A 23,460-nucleotide genomic window follows, 5' to 3' on the forward strand; every position below is an offset into this window, starting at 1 on the left:
TAGTCGACGCATCATCCGTCTTTCCCCATTCGTGAACTGACGAGGTTGGGTAGTCCTACCCGGTTCTGTATCTGCACCGGATCGGCACGCGACGTGACGTCTGCCTGCACGCTCATGGTGATCTTGACGGTACGAATATCCTTGGCTCGGGTGGTGATCGGCGTCGGGATGGGGTTGCCGTCGACATCGAGATAAGTGAAGAGATGGGACGCATTGCCTGCGAGTACAGCAGCCGCGGTCGGCAGGATGATCTTGCGCGCTACGACGCGAGGCTTCACCGCGCTGGCGGGCAGAGCGCTGAAGGTCCAGTACTCGTCGGACCGTATCGCGTCCCAACGCTCCTCGGTGAGCTCGCCGGTCGCGCTGATCGAGAAGCGCACTCGAACGGGCGCGGAACCCAGAGTGTCATCGCTGAGCGCCGCGTCACTCGCGAGGTAGGCGTAGAGCACCATCGACTTGTCGGTTGCGGACACAAAAGCCTCGAGCGGGTCGGCGTTCCTGACCTTGATCTTCGTTCCCGCTCGCACCACCTTGGTGAGTTCGTTCATTCCGAGCGCAGCAACCGCCGCGCTGTCGGTGGCCGCGCGCTGCTCGGTGAAACGTGTCGTGAATCCAGTGAAGAGTCCGACAATGAGGGTCATGGCAACGGCGAAGATCGCCATGGCCACGATGAGCTCAATGAGAGTGAAGCCTGATTCGGAGCGCTTGAGTCTCTGCGAGATTGCGAGCATCAGCCGACCGTCCTCGGGTCGAGGGTAACCGAGCCATCGAGATTGATCCGGCCATAAGAGACCAGCTGGATGGCCGTGGGCAGGATTGCGGACGTTCCGGATCCCACGTTGCTGAGCTTCCAGTTGCCATAGGGAAGCGAGATCGTCTTTTGGTTGACCGGGAAGTTCAGCGTCATCGCGGTCGTGCAGGCGGGTACACCGACGAATGTAGATGACACGGCGCGGATCGCTCCGTTATTGGGCAGAGAGGGAACCCTGAGCTGACCGGCCTCGACCGGAACGGTAATGCTGCCACCAGGGGACACGACGTAGGGGGCCGGCTCATTCGGCACAAGATTGACCGGGGGAAGCAGACCGTCGGTGCCCGTGCTCCACCGTGCCGGGTCGGCGGCCGGGCACTTGGTAACGTCGCCCGCGACGATGCGGTAGGCGACGGGGAACATGGGCATCTCGCCGCTTGCCGGAAGATTTTGTACGAACGTGCGCTCGGCGGTCATAAACGACGCCATGAAGGTGGCAGGACGCGCGGCAGGGAAAGTCAGAGTGTACTTGCCCGACTGGTCGAACTGGAACTTGCGGGAGTTGGTGAAGCCTGCGTCGACGATGACTCCGGTCGCCGACGGCGATGCGTTCTGGGTCTCGTCGAGGTAGCCGGCCTTGCTCAGGGTGATCGAGTACGTGTTCGGCGTGACGTTGATGAGGTAGCTGCAACCCTCGATGTCGGTGGGCTGGGCGACAACGCCCGAAGCCGGGCTGACGACCGGGGTGATTCCCGAAACGCCGTTGCCGTTGGCGTCGAGCACGGAGATGAGTAGCGAGCCCTTCGCCGGGTCGTTGACGCGCTGGCGGGGGTTGATGACGGTGTCGGCCTGCACCGGGTTCTCGGGCGACCTCATGCCGTCCCAGCGCACCTCGACGTTGACGCGCTTGTAGCGGAGGGAAGTGCCCGAGGCAGAGGCGCCGCACTGCAGGCTCGAGGCGGGGTCGGAGACCCACTGCACTGTGCGCTTGACGTGGAATTTGTCACCGTTGATGGTGATGACGCCCTTGCGATCCTTGGGATCGTTCGGGTCGTCGAGAGACAGGCCACCGACGACGGCCGGGTCGGTGTTCCACGACACCAGGTCGGCGACCTTGTCGACCTCGCGGGCCCGGTCGATCTCCTCGGCGGCAAGGTTGACGGCGACCTGGCGCACGCGGGTGTCGCGTGTGAGCTCCATCATCGCCATCATCGTGTACAGCGTGCCGGTGGAGACGAGGGCGAAGATCATCATCGCTACGACAACCTCGGCAAGGCTGAAGCCGGCGTCTTCGGCCAGCAGTCGTTCTCGCAGTCGCTTCATGTGCGCCTCCCCCCAGGCATTGCCATCGTAGTGGAACTCGTGCAATTGGAAATGCTGGCCGCCGCTCTCGCGGCGGCCAGCATCACTGAGCTAGCTCAGACTTACGGAGCGTCGATAACGCCGGTTGCGCTGGAGTAGGTCCAGACGTCGCCGGTGCGCTGCAGGTGTCCACCGGTGAGGGTGTACTCGCCCGGGTTGGCGGTGTCGAGTGCGAACGTCAGCGTGACGTCCTCGGTGCTGTTGAAGCCAGCGTCCGACCATGCTGCGGGAACCGAAGCGGCGGTGCCGTTGGAGACCGCACCCACGAGGGTGTCGGCGCCGTCAACGTAGGATCCGTTGTGCTCGACCGAGAACTGCGTTGCTGCAATTGCCGCGTTCTTGATGTCGGACTCGACCTGCGAGGCCCATGCACCCTGGCGCTGGTTGAGGAACGCCGGGATGGCGATCGCGGCCAGAACGCCGATGATGAGGATAACGACGAGCAGCTCGATGAGCGTGAAGCCCTTTTCGCCGTTCTCGCGCTTCTTCGCGATTGAGTTGTTGATTGTTGCGATCATTACGATCTCTTTCCTGTCAGGTGAAACTGGTGTTTGGACAGGTGGCCCCCATTAAGAAACTGACCCCCACACACATCGTGCTGTACTGACCATTGCTCCGTAACCCCGCGAAGTGGGGGTATGTCGCTGATTACTGCCCCCAGTAGGGGGCGCGCTACTTGATCTGGTCGAAGATGCTGAAGATCGGCAGGTAGAGCGCGACGATCATTCCACCGATGACGACACCGATGACGGCGATCATGAGCGGCTCGATGAGCGCGGTGAGCTGCTCGGCGGTCGACTCGACCTCCTGGTCGTAGAAGTCGGCGATCTTCTCGAGCATCGTCTCGAGTGAACCGGAATCCTCGCCGACAGAGATCATCTGGGTGACCATGGACGGGAACACCGGCTCCTCCGCAAGAGGACCGGAGATCGACTTGCCGGCACGGACCGACTCTCCGACCTTCACCAGCGCCCGCTCGATCACGTAGTTGCCCGAGGTCTCGCCGACGATCGCGAGGGACTGGAGAATGGGGACGCCGGCGCCGATCATGGTGCCGAAGTTGCGAGTGAAGCGCGCGATCGCGACCTTCTTGAACAGGTCGCCGAAAACCGGGAATTTCAGTTTCCAGGGGTCGATGACCGCAAGCACCTTGGGATTGTTCTTGTTGGTGCGCCACCAGAAGGTGAACCCGACGATTAACACGAGCAGCAGCGGCCCGCCCCAGATCATGTTCTTCGAGAGGATCACGAGGAACTGCGTGGGCAGCGGCAGCTCGCCACCGAGGTTTGCGAACATCTGCTCGAACACGGGCACCACGAAGATGAGCATGCCGATGACGGCGACGAAGGCGAGGGCGAGCACGGTTACCGGGTAGGTCAGGGCGGACTTGATGGTCGAGCGGAGCTTGACGTCCTTCTCGTTGCTCACCGCGATCGATTCGAGCGCGTTCTCGAGGAAACCGCCGGTCTCGCCCGCGCGAACCAGGTTGACCATCAGCGGCGGGAAGATCTTGCTCTGGCGCGCCATCGAGTCGGAGAGCGAGAGTCCGGACTCGACCTCGTTGCGCACCGTGTCGAGGGTCTTGCCGAGGATCTTGTTCTCGGTCTGCTCGGAGAGGATCGTGAGCGTTCGGATGAGCGAGAGTCCCGACGCGGTCATCGTCGCCATCTGGCGAGCCATGATGGCGAGATCCTTGAGCCCGACCTGCTTCTCCAGGAAGGAGACGTTGATTTCCATGCTGAGCCCGGATCCGCCCGCGGTCTCCTTGACCTCGATAGGCGTAATGCCGAGGGTGCGGAGCTTGGCGAGAACGGCGCCTTCAGAGGCAGCGTCGAGTTTGCCCTTGACGACTTTGCCGTCGGTACCGCGACCGGAGTACGCGAATGCCCGGACCCCTGAGGTCGTTGCGGTGGCCATCAGTTGCCGCTCGAGTAGCTGTCGCCGAAGTTGACCGCTGCGGCGCTCGACTCACCCGTGCGAGTGACGAGGCGCTTGAGCACCTCTTCGTCGTGCACCTTCTCGGCTGCTGCCGAGTAGCTGATCTGGCCCGCGTTCACGAGGTCGGCGAGGTGCTGGTCCATGGTGTGCATCCCGAGCTCACGACCGGCCTGCATGGCGGACTGCACCTGGTAGGTCTTGCCCTCACGGATGAGGTTCGCGACGGCGGGTGTGGTGATGAGCACCTCGGTGGCGACCGCTCGGCCGCCTCCGATCTTCTTGACGAGGGTCTGACAGACCACGCCCTGCAGGGTTGCCGCGAGCTGGGCTCGCACCTGGCCCTGTTGGTGCGGCGGGAACACGTCGATGACACGGTCGATCGTTTGCGGGGCATCCTGCGTGTGCAGGGTCGCGAAGACGAGGTGACCGGTCTCGGCGGCGGTGAGGGCAACCGAGATCGTCTCGAGGTCTCGAAGCTCACCGATGAGGATGACGTCGGGGTCCTGCCGCAGCACGTGCTTGAGCGCGTTCTGGAAGCTGTGGGTGTCGGCGCCGACCTCGCGCTGGTTGACGACCGACTTCTTGTTGGTGTGCATGAACTCGATCGGGTCTTCGACCGTCACGATGTGGTCGGCACGGGTCGAGTTGACGAGGTCGATGAGGGCCGCGAGAGTTGTGGACTTTCCCGAACCGGTCGGGCCCGTGACGAGCACGAGTCCGCGGGCGAGGGTCGCGAAGCGCGCGATGCTCTCGGGGATACCGAGCGAGGACAACTGCTTGATCTCGGTCGGGATAAGACGGAAGGCCGCACCCATCGAGTGCCGCTGCTGGTAGACGTTGACGCGGAATCGCGCGCTGTCCGAGAGGCGGTAGGCGAAGTCGAGTTCGAGCTTCTCCTCGAAGATCTCGCGGTTCTTGGGCGACATGATGCTGTGCAGCACCTTGGCGACCTTCTCAGAGTCCCAGGTCTCCATGCCGGGTGCGGGGCGCAGGCCGCCGTCGACGCGGATCATGGGCGTCGACTTGGCAGTGACGTGGAGGTCGGAGGCGCGGGCCGTGACGACGGCGTTCAGCGCGGCGACGAGGTCGGGGTCGCTGCCCTCTTCACCCTCGCCGACCTGCGGTGACAGGTCGATGACTGCCTCGGCAGCCGGCGCGGTGGAGACCTCGGGAAGCTTGTGGGCAGGACCGTTGCGGGTCGCGGCTGCAGCGGCCTCGACGGCTGCGGCTGCGGCAGCAGCCGCTGCAAGGTCGGGCTGAGGAGCTGCAACAGGCGCTGCGACCGGAGGGGCGGCAACCGGCGCCGCTGAGGCGGGAACCGGGAACGGCGCGGTGAAGGCGGGAGCCGCAAACGCAGCGGTGGGAGCCGCCTCGAGTGCGGAGGGCGCGGCGTGCGGCGCCGAGGGCGGCGGCATCGACGGGAAGGACGCGTCGAACGACGGCGGCGGGAAGGCCGGGGCCGAGGGGTACGCGGGCGGCGGAGCCGAGGCGTACGACGGCGCGGGAGGAGCCGAGGGGTTCAGGAGCGCGTCGAAGGGCGAGGCGCCGGGAGCGTCGTATCCACCGAGGTCGTGCACCGGTCCCGAGGAGACGGGCGTGTTGAAGCGCTCGAACTCGGTCTGGGCCGGTGCAGGCGAAGCCGTACCCGGCACGGGTGCCGGCCAGGACTCGCCGTCGCCGATCGGGATCTCATACACGGGCTTGTTCATACGACAACTCTCATAATCTCTTCGACCGAAGTCATACCCATCTGGACCTTGGCCCAACCGTCAAGGCGGAGCGTCAGCATTCCCTCACTGACGGCGACGCGACCGATCTCCGCAGCCGAGGCGCGGGTGACGGCGAGACGCTCGATCTGCTCGGAGACCACCATGACCTCGTGCAGCGCGATGCGCCCGCGGTATCCGGTGTTCGAGCAGTTGGTGCAGCCGACGGGGCGGTAGAGCACCGGCAGCGGCATGCTGATGTCGTAGCCGAACCGCAGCGCGGCCAGCTCGTGCGGGTCGTGGTTGTAGGCCTGCTTGCACCTGTCGCAGAGGCGACGGGCGAGGCGCTGAGCGACGACAGAGTCGAGGGCGGAACCCACGAGGAACGGCTCGATGTCCATCTCGGTGAGTCGCGTGATCGCGCTCGGCGCGTCGTTGGTGTGAAGCGTGGACAGCACGAGGTGACCGGTGAGCGAGGCTTCGATGGCGATCTGGGCCGTCTCGTGGTCACGGATCTCACCGATGAGAACGACGTCGGGGTCGGATCGCAGGATCGAGCGCAGCGCACTGGCGAACGTGAGTCCGGCCTTGTTGTTCACCTGCACCTGGTTGATTCCGGGCATCCGGAACTCGACCGGGTCTTCGACGGTGATGACGTTGATCTCGGGCTTCGCGACGGTCTGGAGCGTGGTGTACAGCGTCGTGGACTTGCCGGAACCGGTCGGGCCGGTCACGAGGATCATGCCGTACGGCTTGGTGTACGAGTTGCGGTACGCCTCGGCGTTGCGCGGCAGCAGCGCCAGGTTCTCCATGGCGAGCGAGCTCGACGTGTTGTCGAGGATTCGCATGACCACCTTCTCTCCCCAGACGGTGGGGAGGGTGGCGACGCGGAGGTCGATCTTGCGGCCACCGTGGCTGACCGACATGCGGCCGTCCTGGGGCTTGCGACGCTCGGCGATGTCGATGTCGCTCATGATCTTGAGGCGCGAGGTCACGCCATTCTGAATGGCCTTCGGCGCGGACTGCATCTCGTGCAGCACACCGTCGATGCGGTAGCGCACGTGCATCTCGTGCTCACCGGGCTCGATGTGGATATCGGAGGCCTTGTCCTGGATGGCTTGACTGATGAGCAGGTTGACGAAGCGCACAATGGGTGCGTCGTCCTCGATGGGGGCGTCACCCGCCATGACCATCTCGGTGCCACTGCTCTCCTCCTCCAGCGCGGAGGTGAGGTCGCTCAGTTCGCCGTCGGCGCGGTGGAACCGGTCGATGGCGGTCTTGAGGTCACCGGGTGCGGCGACAACGGCCTTGACCTGCATGCGGGAGACGGCACGCACGTCGTCGATCGCGAAGACGTCGCCGGGGTCGACCATGGCGAGGGTGAGGATGTCACCGATCACGCCGATGGGCAGCACCTGGTAGCGACGGCACATGGCCGCGGGCACAAGGGATACCGCGGTGCGGTCTACGGGGAACTCGAGGAGTTCGACGAAGGGAAGCTCGGCCTGGGCAGCGCGCGCTGACGCGAGCTGCACCTCGGTGACGATGCCCTTCTCGACGAGCGAGCGCACGGCATCCTCGTCTTCACCCCATTGACCCGAAATCGAGTCGAGGTTTTCAATCGGGACGACGCCACGAAGAATAAGGATCTCAGTAAGGGTTGCCATTGCGCTCTCCTCACGAGTAGTGATGCCGTGGGCCCCCCAGGCGCGGCAACCATGAGTACGAATAACTCTAGGTAGTCAACCTAACCCGTCGGTCGCCTCTTGACTACACCCTCACGTGGGGGCCATGTGACTCGTGTGACTGGTGGTATACGTCAGCTCGTTGCCAGAAGAACGCCGATGACGACCCCCGCAATGATCAGAACGGTGAGGATGACGCCCCCGACCACCACGAATCTCAGTCCGCTCGAGCGTCGCGCCCTGCCCTGCTCGGCCGCGAGCTGCTCGACGGTTCGGGTGGAGCGTCGCACAATTGGCGGCGCGGAGACATCCGCACGCACGACCGGAACGTCGGTGACCGTCGCGCGGATGCCGTAGCTCTCGCGCTGCCCCTCGCCGAGCCGGGACGGCTGGAAGGCGATGCGCCCGCCCGTGATGGGGGTATCCCCGCGCGGAATGTCGGGCTTCGGCTTCGCCGGACGCTGGGTGACGATCGTGGAGTCCTCGACCGGGCCGCCGCGTTGCGCAACGACCGTCTCGTCGGCGGGCGCATCCCGATGCACCATGATCGTCTCATCGGCCGGGGCGGCACGCTGCACCATGACGGTCTCATCGGCGGGCGCCTCGCGGCGCACCATCACCGTCTCGTCGGCGGGCGCCTCGCGCTGCACCATCACCGTCTCGTCCGCGGGCGCCTCGCGCTGCACCATGATCGTCTCGTCATCGGGCACGGCGCTGCGCTGCACGACCACCGTCTCGTCGGCTGGCGGCTGGGTGCGCTGCACCATCACGGTCTCGTCGGCCGGCGGAGTGCTTCGCGGCACCACGATGGTCTCTTCGAAAAGATCGTCGTGGTCGGTCACGAGCGCGCCACGACCTTGAACGCGACCTGGTCGCCGATCGCGACGATCATGCCGTCGCTGAGCTCGGCAGGCTCCCCCGGAATTACGCGGAACGCGATGCCGTTCGTCGCCGTCACCTCTGTGCCGTTCTTCGAGCCGAGATCCTCGAGCACCACCCGGGTGCCGTCGACCGAGACCTTGAGGTGCGTGCGCGAGATCTTCTGGCGCGGGCTCGCGACGGGAACGAGCGTGGGCAGCAGCGCGGAGGTCGAGCGCTCGGCACGGGGGCTGCGTCCGATGATGACTGTGCGGTCGACGTCGACCAGGTTGCCGTCGGTGAACTCGAGCGTCGCCACCGCCGTCGAATTGCGGGCCGGGATGACGACCGTGCGCTCGGGCAGCGCGGACGGACGGGTGACCGGTTCCGGCGCGACGAGGGCAACGGCCTCGGGGAGGACCGACGCTTCAGATGAGTAGGTGAGGCTCGCGGTGGAGAGCGAGCCGGGGAGAGCGATGCGGGACGCGGAGGTCGCGGCATCCGGAGCAGTATCGAACAGCTCGGCGGTCAGGCAACTGGTCTCGAGGAGGCTCGCCCAGGTCTCGACATCCTGCCCGGTGTAGACGACGCGGCCGCCATCACGGCGCACCACGCGGATGCCGAGGCGCGAACCGCGGAACTGCGCGCGCACCGAGGGTCCGAAGAACTGCGCGACGACGAAGTCGGGGCGCTTGGTGCCGGGAGCCTCGAGAATGGCCGCGACGACTTCTTCGGTGCCGCGGGCCGAGGCGACCACCGCGGAGATGTAGGCGGAGGCGCTGCCGGCACCGGGGCCGGCCAGCATCGCGACGACGTTCGCCCCGATGATCGTGGGGTTGGGTCCGGCGCGGTACTCAGACGACTCCACGACCGCCCCTTCGCGGGAGCTCGATCGTGGTGTCCTCGAGCATGTCGTCGATCTCGGCGGGTCGGGCTTCGGCGGCGATCGTCGCCTCCTCGATATCGACGCTGATGCCGCCGGCGATCGCATCGATCACGAGAACCGTCACGTTGTCGCGACCACCGTGGGCGAGCGCGTCGGCCACGAGGGCATCGGCGGCGGCCTGCGGGTCGAGGTTTGCCACGAGGTGTGCGGCGATGCCCTCGTCGGTGACCTCACCGCTGAGCCCGTCGGAGCACAGCACGAGCCTGTCGCCGGTGACGATCGGGTAGAGCCAGAAGTCGGCGTCGCTGTGGTCGGCACCGACGGCCTTCGTGATGACGTTGCGTCCCGCGTAGGTCGCGAGGTCCTCGCGGGCGAGGGTGCCGTCGTCGATCATCTCCTGCGCGATGGAGTGGTCGACGGTGAGCTGCACGAAGTCGCCCGAGCGCAGCAGGTAGACGCGCGAGTCGCCGATGTTGAAGACAAGCCAGTGCGGACGGCCGCCCTGGTCGGAGATCACCACACCGGTGAGGGTGCTGCCCGCACCGCGCGAGGTGCCCTCGGCGATGACCCGCACCGCGGCGTGCGCACGGTCGAGCGAATCGGCGAGCTCGTTGGGGGTGACCGCGTCCTTGCCGACGAGACCCGAAAGCTCGAGCACAACGGCCTGGCTGGCCTTGTCCCCCGCTTCGTGGCCGCCCATTCCGTCGGCGACGATGTAGACGGGATGCTGCGCGAGCAGCGAATCCTCGTTGACCTTGCGGCGCAGGCCGACATCCGTGCCGGAACCCACGGCGAGGTGAAGCGCCACAGGTGCTGTCGCGGAGTCGGTCGATGACATGGTCAGGCCTCCGGCTGCATTCTGAAGGTCTGTTCCCCCAGTTTGAAGGTGTCGCTGAGCGGCGTCGAGACGCTCGGCTGCAGCTCGAGTTCCTCGCCCGCCGAGTCGAGCAGGTACACGCCGTTCGTCGACGCCAGGTCGATGATCGACCACACGCCGTCGGCGAGCGTGATCAGGGCATGGGTTTTCGAGACGGTTTTGGATGGGTCCGGCACGGGAACGAGCTGCGCGTCGGCGGCCGAGCCGCGGGCCGCCGGGTTGCGGCCGATGAGAGCACTCGTGCCCTCGATGCGGATGGGGGTGCCACCGACCGGGGTGAGCAGCCAGCCCTGCACGCGTCGACCCGCGATGACCGTGTCGTCGAAGTCGGGCAGGTCCGCGGCATCGACTACGGGCGCGGGAGCAGTGACGGGGGCCGGTGAGGCGACTGCGACCGGCGCCGCGGGAGCCTGCACCACGGCGGGCGGGGCGACCGGCTCGGGAGGCGCTACCGGTTCGGGTTCCGGTACGGGCTCGAGCGGAGCAACCGGCTCGGGCTCAGGGACCGGCTCTACGACCGGCGCGGGAGCGGGCGGCGCGGGTGCCGGGGGCGGCGGCGAGACGGTCATGCCGGGTATCGACGACACGGGCGGAGCCCACGGGTCGGCGGCCGGCGCGACGGGAGGAACGACGGGAGTAGGCGTGGGCGGCTCGACCAGGGCGGGCGGCATGACGATCTCGACCTGGGCGGGCGGAGGTGCGATGACAGCGGGCGGGGGCGGCGGGGCGCTCACCACGGGAGGCGGCGGCGGGGGTGAGTACTTCGGTGCCGCAGGGGGCGGGGGCGGCGGGGCGGGAGCCGCGTAGGCGGGAGCGGGCGGCGGAGGCGGGGCCGGGAGGCTTCCGGGAATGGAGGACTGCGGCGGTGCGGGCGGACCAGGCGGCGGGGGCGATGAGGAAACGGGGTTCGCGGTGTACGGGTCGACCGGCCCGGGGAGAGCGGGGGGCATCCCGCCCGTCATGCCGGAACGATACGGAAGCGGCTGCGCGGCTCCCCCGGCGGGAGTCGCGGAACCGAAACCGAGGATCGTCGCCCAGACCGGCAAGGCCACGATGGCGAGGATCGTGAAACCGATGCCCTTGCCGAAACGCTCGTTGATCTTGTGGATCGACAGGAAGAGGAAGATCGCGGCCACGATGTTCACGATCGGCAGCAGGGTGGCGAACGCCCAGAGCGCGTTGTAGCCGCCCAGCTCGAGGATCACCATCGAGTTGACGAAGGGAACCCACGCCTTCCAGGCCGGCTTGCCGAGCTTCACGAAGACCTTGGACAGCGAGAGGGACAGCCACACGTAGAACGCCGCCGAGATGACCACGCTCACGAGCATGGAGACGATCGCGGCACCGACTGCCGCCGAATCCGAGTATGTGGGGTCCATGTGGCCTTACCTTATCGTTTTGTGGTCGGTAGTTGAGAGCGCAGGTAGTTGGTGAACGACCGCAGCGAGAGCGCCGCCCTGAGTCGTTGCCAACGGGTCAGCCCGGCCGAGAAGGCGAGGCGCTCGGCCTCGACGATCTCCCAGAAGGTGTCGCCGTCGGCGTCCACCGGCTCGGTCGCGTCGAAGACCGCGCGGTCGGCGAAGCGCGCGAGCTGCACGCCGCGTGGGCTGCCGTAGGAGCGGGCGAGTTCGGTGCGGGTCTGCGTGGTCGGCGCGGGAAGGCCGTGGTCGAGGGCGGCATCCACGTACTCGTCCCACCCTCCGACGATGCGCTTCTCGGGCACCGTCTCCTTCATGCGGTCGCGGCGGCGGGTGGCCTTCGCCACGAGGATCGTCACGAACGGAGACAGCAGCACGAGGAGCGCCAGCAGCGAAAGCCCGACAATGCGCAGCACCGCTGCGAGCCAGGCGAGGTCGATGCCGTTGTCGTCGTCGCTGTTGTCCTGCTGGTCGCCGCCGCTCGGGCTCGCGTCGGGCGGAAGCTGCTCGGTGGCCGAGTCCTGGATGACCTCGGTCGAGTTCTCGGGGTCGCGCAGGTTCTCGTTGACCGGGTCGAGCGGGTCGCTGTGCTGCGGCGTGACATCCACGGTCGCCCACTCGCCGCTCGCGCCCTGCACCTCGAGCCACGCGGTCAGGTTCTTGCCCTCGCACACGCCGGCCTCGCAGGCGGGCAGCGGTTCGCCGGTCTGCCCGACGTCGTCGAGGGCGAAGCCGAGCACCACCCGCGCCGGGAAGCCGAGGTGCTGCGCGACGAGTGCGGCGGCCACGGCGAACTGCTCGTCGTCACCGACCGCGGAAACGAGCTGGGTGTCCGCGGTGTCGTTGGTGGAGTTCTGCTTCTCGAGCAGCGACGTGAACAGCTCGTCGATGCGACCGACGGAGTGGCCCGCGAAGCTCGGCTTGAACGAGTAGTCGCCGAGGTCGTCGGCCCAGGTCGGCGCGAGCGGTTCGGCCTCCTCGGCCTCGCCCTCGGGCACCGGCTCGCCGACGGAGAGACCGTGGCTCAGGTAGCCACGGGCGCGCAGGCGCTCGATCAGCTCCTGCAGGCCGGAGCCGCTCGACGACAGCTCCTGTGCGCGCACCCAGTTGACGAGGCTCTTCGGAATCAGCGCCTCGTCGACGAGACCCTCGCGCGAGTCGGGGGCGACGAGGTCACCCAGGCTGGCTGTGCCAGCGCCCACGACCGCGTCGATCACATAGCTGTCGCCCTTTGCGAGCACACCCAGATTGACGGCGGATGACGTGGCCTCGTTGTAGAAGAAGTCCTCGGTGAGAGCGGTGGATCCTGCGCCCTCGAAGCTCGCGCTCACGAGTGACCCGACGGTGGGCATCCAGATACCCGAATAGTCGCCGACGGTGACGGCGACCTTCTCTTCGCTTCCGCCGCCAGCATCCGGGCTCAGTCGATACGGGATGCGGATGAACGCCGTCTTCTCGTTCGTGTCGTCGGCGTTCGGGTCGGTGACGCGGAACACCTCGCCGTCGTAGTAGCTGAGCACGGCGAGCCGCAGTCGCGTTCCGGCCGGCTGCTCCCCCTCGACGGTGAACAACTCGGAGTCGTAGCTCTGCTCGTCGAAGTAGCTGCGGTACTGCGACAACGGGCTCGTGTAGTCGCGCAGGCGCACCTCGGGCTCGATCGTGGTGCGCAGCACCTCGCGCTCGTTGGTCGCGGCGACGACCGGCAGCAGCGCAGCGGAAGCACCGAGAGAGACGAGCAGGATGACGACCGCAAGGCTCACGCGACGCACGAGCGCACCCAGACCGGAGCGGCCCTGGCGCACACCGCCCTCGCTCTGCGCGAGGCGGACGGCAACGCGTCGCGCGTAGCTCACCCGCCAGACCAGGAAGCCGAGGGCGAGCAGGAAGCTCGCGAGACCGAGCGCGAGTTCGCGCGGGTCGAGCAGCGGAAGGCCGGCGATTGTGGAGGATCCGCTGGGAACGGCCGAGCCGAAGATGAGGCCGAACAGCTGCACCGCGAAGGCGACCGGAAGGGCGATCCAGTAGGTCTTCTTCGCGCGCCAGGCGATCGAGAGCGCGCCGACCGTACCGAATAGGAAGACCAGGAGCGCGGGAACGAGCAGTCCCTGGTAGGTGCCGACCGGGATGGTGACGGTGACGAGCTGCTTCCAGCCGAAGACCGAGGCGGTGAGTAGCGTGAGGAATCCGCCGACCAGTTCGCCGAGGCTCGCGAGGGCGTCGGGCACCGCGAGCGGCACACCGATCACGAGGTAGGCACCGAGGGTCAGCAGCACAACGGTGAGCCAGGACCAGGAGCGGATGAACGCGGTGAAGGCGACCGCCGCGGCAAGCACAACGCTCACCGCGACCAGGATCACAAACGCGGGGGTCTCGTAGATCGGCCACGCGGCGACGGCGCCGAGCACGATCATCCCGATCAGGAACGCCGCATTGATTGCGAGGAAACGGCCCTCGCTGCGCACGTTCGTCGCCGCACGGCGCCTGCGTTCGCTCATCGCGCCGACCTCGCCATCAGCTGCTTGAGGTCGTCGAGCAGAGCGATCGTGATGACCTTCAGCCCGCTCAGGTTGCGCATCGAGGATTCGGCCGACTGGTCGCAGACCACGGCGACGACGGCGACGTTCGTGGGGAACTTCGCGGCGATGGACTGCAGGCGACGCGGGGTGACGAGCGAGCCGCAGAGCACGAAGGCGATCGACATGTCGTGCACGACCTGGCTCGCGAGCGAGCAGACCTGCTCGATCGGCATGACTGCCGCACCGGACTCGACGGTGCTCAGGTCGTCGAGCAGGCCGCGTGTGCTGAGGATGTTGAGGCTGCGCACCGACTGCACCGACTCGCGGATGAACTCGGGAATCTCCTCGCTCGCGACGACGGCGATGTCGCGAGCGTCACGGATGGCGCGCACACCGAGCGAACCGGCGACGCTCACGGCGAGCTCGAACTCGTCGTCGTTCGCAAACTCGGACTCGTCGAGGCTCAGCACGAGGGCGAGGCGCGTGCGGCGCGTCTCCTCGAACTGGCGCACCATGAGCTTGTTCATCTTCGCGGTGGACTTCCAGTGGATGTGCCGGCGCGCGTCACCCTGCGCGTACTCGCGGATCGCGTGGAACGAGATGTCGGAGTCGACGACCTGGTTCGAGGCCATGCCCTCGAGGTCCTTGATGAACCCCGCGTTCGTGCTCGGGATCGATGCCGTCTGCGGGTGCACGAAGATGTCGTGCAGGTCGACCCAGGCGACCTCGCGCTTGAGGATGCCCAGCGGATCGGTGCGCACCGAGGTGACCGGGCCGACGCGGATCACGCCGCGGCGCGGGGTCGCGATGACAAGCGGTTCCTCGTGGGTGTGGCCGGAGCGCAACAACGGCACGTGCACGTCGGCGAGTCCCTTGCCGGTCGGGATGTCGATGCGCCCGGGAAGCGCGATGCGCTTGGACACGTTGGTGATCTTCACCCCGCCGTTGACCTCTCCACCGGCGACGACGCGCTCGGTCGTGAGGTCGAGGTCGACTTCGTAGGAGTGGCCGCCGAACAGGAACGGCACGGCGGCGACCAGCAGCAGCACCGCGACGAAGCCGGCGACGGTGACCTCGGTCCAGCCGAAGATGAGGCCGAGCGGCAGGGCGACCAGGGCGGCGAGCACGAGCCAGCCGGCGGGCGTCACGGTGTTGCCGACCCAGCGCATGGCACTCACAAAACGGGGCGCGAACCAGCGCCAGGCGCGGAGTCCCCATACGACGACCGACACGAACCGGCCCCCGCCACGCTTGGTGACGTAACGGGTATGCGTGGCGGTGCCGGTGGAGGCGACCGTCCGGGAGATGCGGGACTGGGTGTCGAACGTCACACGAGATCGTTTCGGGCCGGCGGCACGATGTCGAGCACGATCTGCGCGACAACGGCGTTCGCCGTCACGCCGTCGAACTCGGCCTCGGCATCGAGAACGAGACGGTGCGAGAGAACGGGCTCGGCGAGCAGCTTCACGTCATCCGGAGTCACGTAGGTGCGACCGTGCGCAACGGCCCAGGTCTTCGCGGCCTTGGTGAGGGCGCGGGCGCCACGCACACTCGCTCCCATGCGCACCTGTGTGGCGGTGCGGGTCGCCTCGACGATGCTCGAGATGTAGTCGAACAGCAGCGGGTTGACGTAGGCCTGGCGGGCGAGGTCGGACATGCCGAGCAGCACCTGCGGGGTGACGACCGGAGCGAGGTCCTGCTTGACGTCTGCGGTGGCCTCGAGGATGCGCACGGTGGCCGCGCGGTCCGGGTAGCCGAGCGAGGTCTTGATCATAAAGCGGTCGAGCTGAGCTTCGGGCAGTCGGTAGGTTCCGGCCTGCTCGATCGGGTTCTGGGTGGCGATCACGAGGAACGGCAGGCCGACGGGGCGCGAGTTGCCGTCGACGGTGACCCGGCCCTCCTCCATGACCTCGAGCAGGGCGGACTGCGTCTTGGCGCTCGCACGGTTGATCTCGTCGGCGAGCACGACGTTGGCGAAGATCGGTCCGTTGTGGAATTCGAACTCGCCCTTCTTCTGGTCGTAGACGGTGATGCCCGTGACATCGCCCGGCAGCAGGTCGGGAGTGAACTGGATGCGTGAGCTCGTGCCATCCACCGTCTGCGACACGGCGCGAGCGAGCGAGGTCTTGCCGGTGCCTGGGAAGTCCTCGAGCAGGATGTGGCCCTCGCTGATCATCGCGGAGAGCACCAGCTCGATCACGTGGTTCTTGCCGAGCACGGCCTGCTCGACGTTGTCGACCATCTTCGTGAAGGTCTCGGCGAACCACACGGACTGTTCTGGGGTGATCGGCATGGAGGTTCGTGTTCCTTTGGTGTGGGGTAGAGGTTAGAAGCTGCAGTCGGTTTCGGAGTTCGCCGTCCACTGGTACGGCTGCAGGCCGGAGTTGGCACCGCCCCAGTTGATGGTTCCCGCGACGTTCCGCACCGTGGCCGCCGTGAGCGGGATATCGCGCGGGTTCGCACCCTCGTCGGGCGTGATGAAGTCGCCGTTCGCGCGCTCGTAGCGCGCCTGGTCGATCGTTGCGGATCCGCCGGCGCCGCCGCCGACGTTCACGCTGAGGCGCGGGCGCACGCAGGTGACGCCCGAGACGTTCACGCTGATCTGCCACGAGCGGTTCGCATCGACCGGGTTGACCGTTCCGTGGCCCGAGCAGCGCTCGGAGCCGAAGACGTTGATGCAGTAGGCGGCGCCGATCGCGGGTGCGCTGCCGGTGATGTCGGCGCCGCTGCCCTCGGAGTAGCCGCGGTACTTGATGTAGAAGCCGTCTTCGCCAGCGGGCGCGTCCTGGATCGAGATGCGGTAGTTGCCGTCGCCGCTGCCGTCGCGCACCTTGTAGGTGAAGCCGGTCGGGGCGTCGGGCTGGTCGTACGGGAAGCCGCGGCTCACGTCGCCGACAGCGAGACCGAAGCCGTTCGAGTAGCAGAAGAAGACGCCGTACTCGCGGTTCTTCGGCACGGTGATGGTCGAGGTCGTCGACTGGTAGCTGTTGGCAGGCGCCGTGGCGACGAGTTCGCCACCGGTCGTCGTGTTGATCGAGCAGGTGGGCTTCGTGCCGCGGTAGGCGATGAAGATGCTCTGCGGCGGCTTCGCGCTGAACTTGTCGTTCACGCCCGTGCCCGCGAGGGTGAGCGAATCCTCTGCCGAGTTGACGACGCCCGAGTCGGTGATGTTCGGCAGGCCGGCCACCTGCATGGTCTGCGTGTTCGTTCCACCCGCGTCGCCCTGTCCTCGGGGGATCTCGAACTGGCTGATCGGCGTGACCGAGACCTGCTGGCCACCGACCGGCAGCGAGACAGTGGTTTCGGTGAGCGCGCCGGTGCGGGGCAGCACGTTGTCCTTGCCGGTCACCCGGTAGGAGACGACGGTCGGGTCGGATCCGGTGATCGAGATCTTCACCGATCCGCGGTCCTGGCTCGTCACACCGTTCTGGTAAACGAGCGTGCGCTCCACGGTGCCCAGCACCGGGGTCGCGTAGGACCAGGCGAGAGTGGTGACGGGTGCGAGCGACTCGCCTGCGGAGTTGACCGCGTACGCACTGTAGGTGAGCTTCTCGCCGTTGGTGAGTCCGGTGATCTGCGTGCAGACTCCCGCGGTCGTGCAGGTGCCGACCTTCTTCGGTCCGGTCTTGATCACGAAGCCGGTGAGGTCGGGGTAGGCCGACGCCGAGGCGCCGGGGCTGACCTGAAGGCGGATGCTGCCGTCGTCGAATGCGGCCTGTTCGACCGAGTCGGGCGTCTTCGGGTAGCCGTGCAGATCGAGGATGAACGTGCCGCGACCGTCATCCGTACTCAACTTGCCCTGCGCGTCTTCGACGACGAACCGCACCTGGCACTTGGCGCCGGTGACGTCGGGCGCATAGGCGGCGCGGATGCGGGAGTTGTCGGCCACGGAGAATGTGACGCCCTCGCAGGTGGAGGAGGACTCGACCTTGACCAGCTTGAGCGGGGTGTTCTTGTAGACGTTGACCTCGCCGCCGCGACCGATCACGTTCACGACGCAGTCGGCCTTGCCCACAACGCAGGTCTCGTTGATGGTGCCGCCCTGCGGAAGGGCGGTCGGCGCGGGGCCGACCTTGACCGAGATGGTGCCAGAGGTGCCGTCGTGGCTGGTGAGGATGACCTTGACGATCTCCGTCTTGCCCGGCTTTGAGGTGTCGAATGACTCGACGGTCAGCGTGCGGTTGTCGGAGCCCAGGCTGATCTCGAACTGGTCGCCCGAGTACTCGATCGCGTAGGTGACCTCGTCGAAGCGCTCCTTGCCGCGCCACACGGTCATCTTGTGCAGGTCGAAGGTGCTGGGGCCGGCGGCCGGGCTCACGGTGAGCGAGGCGGGACGCAGCTCGGGCTGGGCGATCTCGGGTTCGACGGCGATCGGCACGAGCACATCGGAGTAGCTCTTCTGGCCCTGGAGCTTGACCGAGACGGTACAGGAATCGACCCATGGCTCACCCTTGCCCGCGTCGTAGCGCACCTTCGTGCCGGAGACGAGCGTGCAGGTGGCCTCCGCGCGAGCGCCGGTCGTGGTGATCTTCGCCTTCGGCGCGACGACGAGCGTCTCGTCGCGCGGAATCGCCATCAGTCGGTCGAGGTCGAACTCGACCGAGAGCTTCTCCTTGACGTTCTGCGGTCCGACGCCGCTCGCCAGCGCGAGGATGATGTCGTCGCGGCCCGGGATGTGCAGGTAGCCGTACGAGGCCACCTTCTCCCCGAAGAAGTTGTCGCCTTCGAGCTTGAACGGGATGACCGCCGACTTCTCGGGCAGCGCGCCACTGATCTTCCAGCCGTCGATCTCGAGGTCGCCCTGGTCTCCGTAGAAGCTCAGCTTGAGCTTCTTCAGTTCACCGGAGAGCCAGCTCACCTTGCCGGTAACGACGTCGATGCCGTCAGCGAAGCCCGCGCGCTGGTCGAGAGTTACGTAGGTATCGGCGATCTGCGGCCGGTCGGGAACGGCCTGCGGCACGACCTTGAGAACGATGAGGCCGATGCCGGTATCGCCCGTGGAGTTGACGACCGTGTAGATGAATGTCTTGGTGCCGAGCTCGGTGCCGGCGTTCAGCAGAACGCCCGACTCGTCGACACTGCCGATGAGTGCGTCGAGGGCTGCGGCTTCCTCGCTGCCCGCACGGGCATCCGGAATCACGTCGACCAGGGTGAGATCCTTGCCCGCCGGGTCGATGTCGTTCGCGGCGGGGTAGACGGAGACCTTCTTGTCGTCGCCGACCTGCACCTCGACGTAGTCGCTGAAGGTGACGGGGCTCGGGTCGGACTGCGCATCGAGCACGCCGACGCGCACGCTCGCGGTCGCCGTCTTGCCCACCTCGTCCTTGACGCGGTACTGGAACTCGACGGGGCCTTTGAAGCCCGTAACGCTCGTGTAGATGATGGACTGGCCGTCGGCGGCGATGGTCGCGGTGCCGCTCGTCGGCTGCTTCTCGATTCCGTCGAGCAGCACGGCGTCGCCGTCGGGGTCGAGACCGTAGTCGTCGAACGGGATGGAGACCGTCTCCCCCGCGAGCACACGCCCGGTCAGCGTGCGCGGCTGAGGATCGCCGTTCGCTCCGCGGGGCACGACCGTGATGCTGATCTTCGCGATGTCGGAGGCCGCGGGGGTCCCGGCCGAGTAGACGCCGTAGAAGAGCTCGTAGCGGCCCTCCTTCTCGGGGGCGATGTAACGCACGACCGAGCCGCGGGTGAAGGCGAATCCGGACTTCGCCGAGTTCTCGAGCGCGTCGGGGTTGAGCACCATCGCGTTGCCATCGGCCGCGACGTCGTTCTCGAGCACGGGCACGTCGACATAGCTGCCGGCGCGCACCGACACCGCGTCGTCGAGCGCGATCGGCGCCTGCGAGCTCGATGTAGCGAGCTGGATGATCGTGGCCTCGCCCTGGATCGTGCCGCCGGCCGTGTTGGTTCCGTCGGTGATCGTGTAACGCACCGTGCCGAGCACGCCGGGCTGGCCGCTGGCCGTCTCACCCTTGACGCGGATCAGGCGGTGATCGACGACGTTGACGTCGAGACCCGCGCCGTTGGCCGCACGCGGCAGGGCCTCGCTCAGCAGCAGCACCCGTCCAGCCGGGTTGGATACAGCCGAGAACACATCCACGGTGGAGTCGAGCTTGGGCCGCACGAATACGGTGACCGGCGCGGTGGTGATGGCCTGCGTGTCGGCGGAGAGCACGGTGACGCGCACGATGGACGAGGCTTCGTTTGCCGCATCCTTGAGGGTGTAGGCGACGAGGAAGCTGCCCGCGTTCGGCGATTGGAACTGGAAGGTGGATCGGCCGTCGTTCAGGGAGACGAGAGAGCCGTCATCCGCCCCCGTATTGGCGGACGTGATCGTGATGCCGCCGTTGACGCCCGAGACGTGGTCGGTCGGGTCGATGGTGATCGGCTCGTTCGCGATAGTCGTGACGGCGAACGGCACGGCGACAAGGCTCGGCGTCGGCGTGACCTGGATGTTGAGGGTCTTCTCGGTGATGCCGCCGCGCGCGTCGGCGACACTCACGACTACCGGGATCGCGCCGCCCTGTGCGGAGCTCGCGTTGGGGTGCTGGAAGACGATGTTGCCGTCCTGCGTTGCGGCGACGCTGCCGAGGTCGGACGGCTTCTCCTTGCGCACCGACTTCACGTAGAGGGCGTCGCCCTGCGGGTCGACCCACGCGCTCAACACATTGGCGCGCACGGAGCCGCCGGGCAGAACCTCGACGGACGGCCACTCCTGCTGGCACTCGAGAACCCCACACCACACGGGCGCGGTCTGGTCGGTTTTGACGGTCAGGGTCACGGTGGTCGGCGCGGACGTCAGCCCGCCCTCGCGGGTGCCGTCGGTCACGGCGTAGGAGAACGTCGCCGATCCCTTCGCACCATCGGCGACCTGAACCGTGACCTGTTGGTCGTTGTTGGTGATGCTGAGCTTGCCGAACGACGCGGGCAGGGCGCTCAGCGTGCCGGGCGCGACGGTCAGCACGTCTTCGTTCGGGTCGTGGTCGTTGAGCAGCACGGGCAACTGCACGAGGGCGCCGGAGCGAACACCGAACGAGTCCTTGACGGCGACCGGGGGCTTGGCCTCGGTCACCTCCGTCGCGGTCTCGGTGTCCTCTTCGAGGTTCTCCTCCTGCGTCTCGGTGAGCGCCCAGTCCTGCGAGGAGGGCACGAGCTCGCCGTCGGGAACCGTCCAGACCCAGCCGCTCTGCACGTCGTTGAGGATGTACCGCGCACCGTTGCCACGGAACTGCGGCTGCGGGTCGGTTGCCAGCTCGGCACCCGCATAGTCGAGGGGCGTGCTCTCGCGGGTATCGCTGCTCCACAGGGTTCCGGAGGGGCCGTCGAGCCAGGCCGCGAGCACCGTGTCGCCGTTCGCCATCGGCTGGGCGGGCACACCGAGCGCCGCGTCGCCGCCGAACTCGTCGGTCACCGACCCATCGCCCAGATTGATCGAGATCAGGATGTTCGAGCCGGCGATATAGACCCGGTCGCCGCCCTGCGCCGACGCCTGAAGAACGCCGGCACCGGTCAGGTCGGTGTCGACCGCGCCCAGGGCGGATGTCAGCACCTGGTCGCCATCGACGTCGAGCAGCACCCAGGTGGAGCCCACGACGGTGAGGGTGGAGCCGACCTCGGTCGGGCCGTCCTCAACCTGGTCGGTCCCGACGATCTCGCCAGTTTTTGTGTCGTAGCGCAGCACCGTGCCGTCGAGGCTCGAGTAGGAGTAGAGCATGCCGTCAGTGCCGATGGCGATAGCGTCGGAGACGTACTGGCGCGGATCCTCGCCCTCGGGCACCTCGTCGTCGGCGTAGGGGTCGACCGACACCGGGTTCGCCTCCGCGCCCTCGTCGATGTCGGCGACGTAGACGTTGCCGTCGCCGGTCAGGTAGCCGACGAGGCTTCCCGTCGTCGTGACACTCGCGGTTCCGGGCGGGGTGTCCCGCATCGCGCTCGACTCGCCGTCGATGTCCTCGGCGGCCTTCGCGTCGACATCGGCGACCTTGGTGTTGTTCTCGGCGAGCAGCAGCACCGAGTTCGCGGTCTGCACGATGTCGCTCGGCGCCTTGACGTTGCGCACCGTGTCGAGCTCGCGCAGGTCGGTATTGATGCGCGCGTAGCGGTTGGCCTCGCCGACCTGGAGTGCCCAGATCGAGCTGTCGTTGACGGGTGTCTGCTTGACGTCGAAGCCCTCGGCGACGACCGCGACGCCCACGAGCAGGCCGACGATTGCCACGGTCGCGCCACCCTTGATGAGGGAGACGCGAGCCTTGCGGCTCAGGCCGAAGCCGCGCTTGATGCGGGCCATCACAGGCCGCCGATCACAACGGCGCCGACGATCGCGATGATGGCGAGCACCACAACGGATCCGGCGACCCAGAGCAGCGGCACGAGCGGGGACTTGCGGGCGCGGGCGGGACCCTGGGTCAGCACAGCTTCGTCGTCGGGCCGGCGACGGTTGGCATCGGTGTTGACCGCGGTCGAACGGCGGGAGTTCTGGGCGACGGTCGACACCACCGGTCCGCGGTGCACGGCGTTGTCGAAGTTGACGGGGGCGTCGGCGGCGATCCAGTCGTCGGTCGCGACCTCGAGCGGGGTCGGCATCAGGCCGAGCTCGTGCTGCACGTGCTGCAGTTCCGTGGCCAGCTCGAGCATCGACGCCTGGCGCATCGCCGGGTCGCGGCTGAGGGCACGGGCGAGAGCCTGCTGAAGGCGCGCCGGGACATCCGGTCGCGCAATCGCAACGAACTTCGCCTTTGAGATGCGCGAGCTCAGCTGCTTCTGCTCGTTCGCACCGGCGCCATCTGCCTCGAACGGAGAGCGGCCGGCGAGCAGCGTGTAGAGGGTTGCGCCGAGCGCCCAGACCTCGGTGGCGATCGAGCCGGATGACCGCAGCTCGACGACCTCGGGGGCGCTCCACGGCACCGACATGAGGATGACCTCGTCGTTGTCGGCGTTCGCGATCGAGCCGGCGATGCCGAAGTCGGCGAGTACCGGGGTGCCGAAACTCGTGATGAGGATGTTGGAAGGCTTGATGTCGCGGTGCAGGAGACCTGTGCGGTGGGCGGTCTCGAGCGCGCTCGCGATCTTGACGCCGATGTTGAGCACCTCGCTCACAGTGAGCTGCTCCTTGCGGTACCGGCCGCCCATCGAGGCCTTGCACAGTTCCATCACGAGGAATGGCCGGCCGTCGGAGGAGATCGAGGCGTCGAAGACCGTGAGGATCGAGGGATGCGCGCTGAGCCTGGCCATCGAATCGGCCTCGGCATTGAATGTGCGCAGCACACTCTCGTCGACGATGTTCTGCAGCAGCACCTTCACCGCGACCGAGCGCTTCGGCATGTTCTGCTCGAAAAGGTAGACATCGGCGAAACCACCGGAGCCGAGCAGGCGCGAGTATGTGTACCCGGCGAGCACCGGCGGCTGCGCGGGCAACCTCGTTGACACGGCGACTCCTGGGTTAGGCGGTACTGATCTCGCG

Annotated in this window: 15 protein-coding genes; all 15 read right to left on the minus strand. The window is 67.1% G+C overall.

Annotated elements, in window-relative coordinates; translation table 11 throughout:
• Window positions 1-11 precede the first annotated feature (11 nt).
• The 15 genes from EYE40_RS10845 to EYE40_RS10915 all read right to left on the minus strand — a co-directional run bounded on the left by EYE40_RS10845 (window position 12) and on the right by EYE40_RS10915 (window position 23,426).
• A complete protein-coding gene (locus EYE40_RS10845; RefSeq protein ID WP_130981956.1) occupies window positions 12-731 on the minus strand; it encodes a type II secretion system protein in 720 nt (239 codons plus the stop codon).
• Entirely contained in the window at window positions 731-2,074 is a 1,344-nt protein-coding gene (locus EYE40_RS10850; RefSeq protein WP_130981957.1) for a type IV pilus modification PilV family protein, read from the minus strand. The genes EYE40_RS10845 and EYE40_RS10850 overlap by 1 nt, the downstream gene beginning before the upstream one ends.
• Before the next feature lie 101 nt (window positions 2,075-2,175).
• Window positions 2,176-2,631, minus strand: a complete 456-nt coding sequence (locus tag EYE40_RS15740) for a type IV pilin protein (RefSeq protein ID WP_130981958.1) — start codon at window positions 2,629-2,631, stop codon at window positions 2,176-2,178.
• A gap of 154 nt (window positions 2,632-2,785) precedes the next feature.
• The gene (locus tag EYE40_RS10860; RefSeq protein WP_130981959.1) at window positions 2,786-4,030 is read right to left on the minus strand and encodes a type II secretion system F family protein; all 1,245 of its coding nucleotides are present in this window, start codon (window positions 4,028-4,030) and stop codon (window positions 2,786-2,788) included.
• Window positions 4,030-5,760 (minus strand): type IV pilus twitching motility protein PilT, encoded by a 1,731-nt coding sequence (locus EYE40_RS15830; RefSeq protein WP_193554506.1) that lies wholly within the window; start codon window positions 5,758-5,760, stop codon window positions 4,030-4,032. Before EYE40_RS15830 ends, EYE40_RS10860 begins: the two co-directional genes overlap by 1 nt.
• Window positions 5,757-7,424: a GspE/PulE family protein gene (locus tag EYE40_RS10870; protein ID WP_130981960.1), complete on the minus strand. Its 1,668-nt coding sequence runs from the start codon at window positions 7,422-7,424 to the stop codon at window positions 5,757-5,759. The genes EYE40_RS15830 and EYE40_RS10870 overlap by 4 nt, the downstream gene beginning before the upstream one ends.
• 152 nt (window positions 7,425-7,576) lie before the next feature.
• A complete protein-coding gene (locus EYE40_RS10875) occupies window positions 7,577-8,284 on the minus strand; it encodes a hypothetical protein (protein WP_130981961.1) in 708 nt (235 codons plus the stop codon).
• Window positions 8,281-9,168, minus strand: coding sequence for an FHA domain-containing protein (locus EYE40_RS10880; RefSeq protein ID WP_161972379.1), 888 nt, complete (start codon window positions 9,166-9,168; stop codon window positions 8,281-8,283). Before EYE40_RS10880 ends, EYE40_RS10875 begins: the two co-directional genes overlap by 4 nt.
• The gene (locus tag EYE40_RS10885) at window positions 9,155-10,024 is read right to left on the minus strand and encodes a PP2C family protein-serine/threonine phosphatase (RefSeq protein WP_130981963.1); all 870 of its coding nucleotides are present in this window, start codon (window positions 10,022-10,024) and stop codon (window positions 9,155-9,157) included. The genes EYE40_RS10880 and EYE40_RS10885 overlap by 14 nt, the downstream gene beginning before the upstream one ends.
• 2 nt (window positions 10,025-10,026) lie before the next feature.
• The gene (locus tag EYE40_RS15750) at window positions 10,027-11,442 is read right to left on the minus strand and encodes a DUF5684 domain-containing protein (protein WP_130981964.1); all 1,416 of its coding nucleotides are present in this window, start codon (window positions 11,440-11,442) and stop codon (window positions 10,027-10,029) included.
• A gap of 11 nt (window positions 11,443-11,453) precedes the next feature.
• Window positions 11,454-13,976, minus strand: coding sequence for a transglutaminase TgpA family protein (locus EYE40_RS10895; protein ID WP_130981965.1), 2,523 nt, complete (start codon window positions 13,974-13,976; stop codon window positions 11,454-11,456).
• The gene (locus EYE40_RS10900; RefSeq protein ID WP_130981966.1) at window positions 13,973-15,328 is read right to left on the minus strand and encodes a DUF58 domain-containing protein; all 1,356 of its coding nucleotides are present in this window, start codon (window positions 15,326-15,328) and stop codon (window positions 13,973-13,975) included. Before EYE40_RS10900 ends, EYE40_RS10895 begins: the two co-directional genes overlap by 4 nt.
• The gene (locus EYE40_RS10905) at window positions 15,325-16,290 is read right to left on the minus strand and encodes an AAA family ATPase (RefSeq protein ID WP_130981967.1); all 966 of its coding nucleotides are present in this window, start codon (window positions 16,288-16,290) and stop codon (window positions 15,325-15,327) included. The genes EYE40_RS10900 and EYE40_RS10905 overlap by 4 nt, the downstream gene beginning before the upstream one ends.
• A gap of 33 nt (window positions 16,291-16,323) precedes the next feature.
• A complete protein-coding gene (locus EYE40_RS10910) occupies window positions 16,324-22,287 on the minus strand; it encodes an Ig-like domain-containing protein (RefSeq protein WP_130981968.1) in 5,964 nt (1,987 codons plus the stop codon).
• The gene (locus tag EYE40_RS10915; RefSeq protein WP_240034795.1) at window positions 22,287-23,426 is read right to left on the minus strand and encodes a serine/threonine-protein kinase; all 1,140 of its coding nucleotides are present in this window, start codon (window positions 23,424-23,426) and stop codon (window positions 22,287-22,289) included. The genes EYE40_RS10910 and EYE40_RS10915 overlap by 1 nt, the downstream gene beginning before the upstream one ends.
• Window positions 23,427-23,460: the final 34 nt, after the last annotated feature.

The organism is Glaciihabitans arcticus (genome assembly GCF_004310685.1).
Classification (GTDB): Bacteria; Actinomycetota; Actinomycetes; order Actinomycetales; family Microbacteriaceae; genus Conyzicola; species Conyzicola arctica.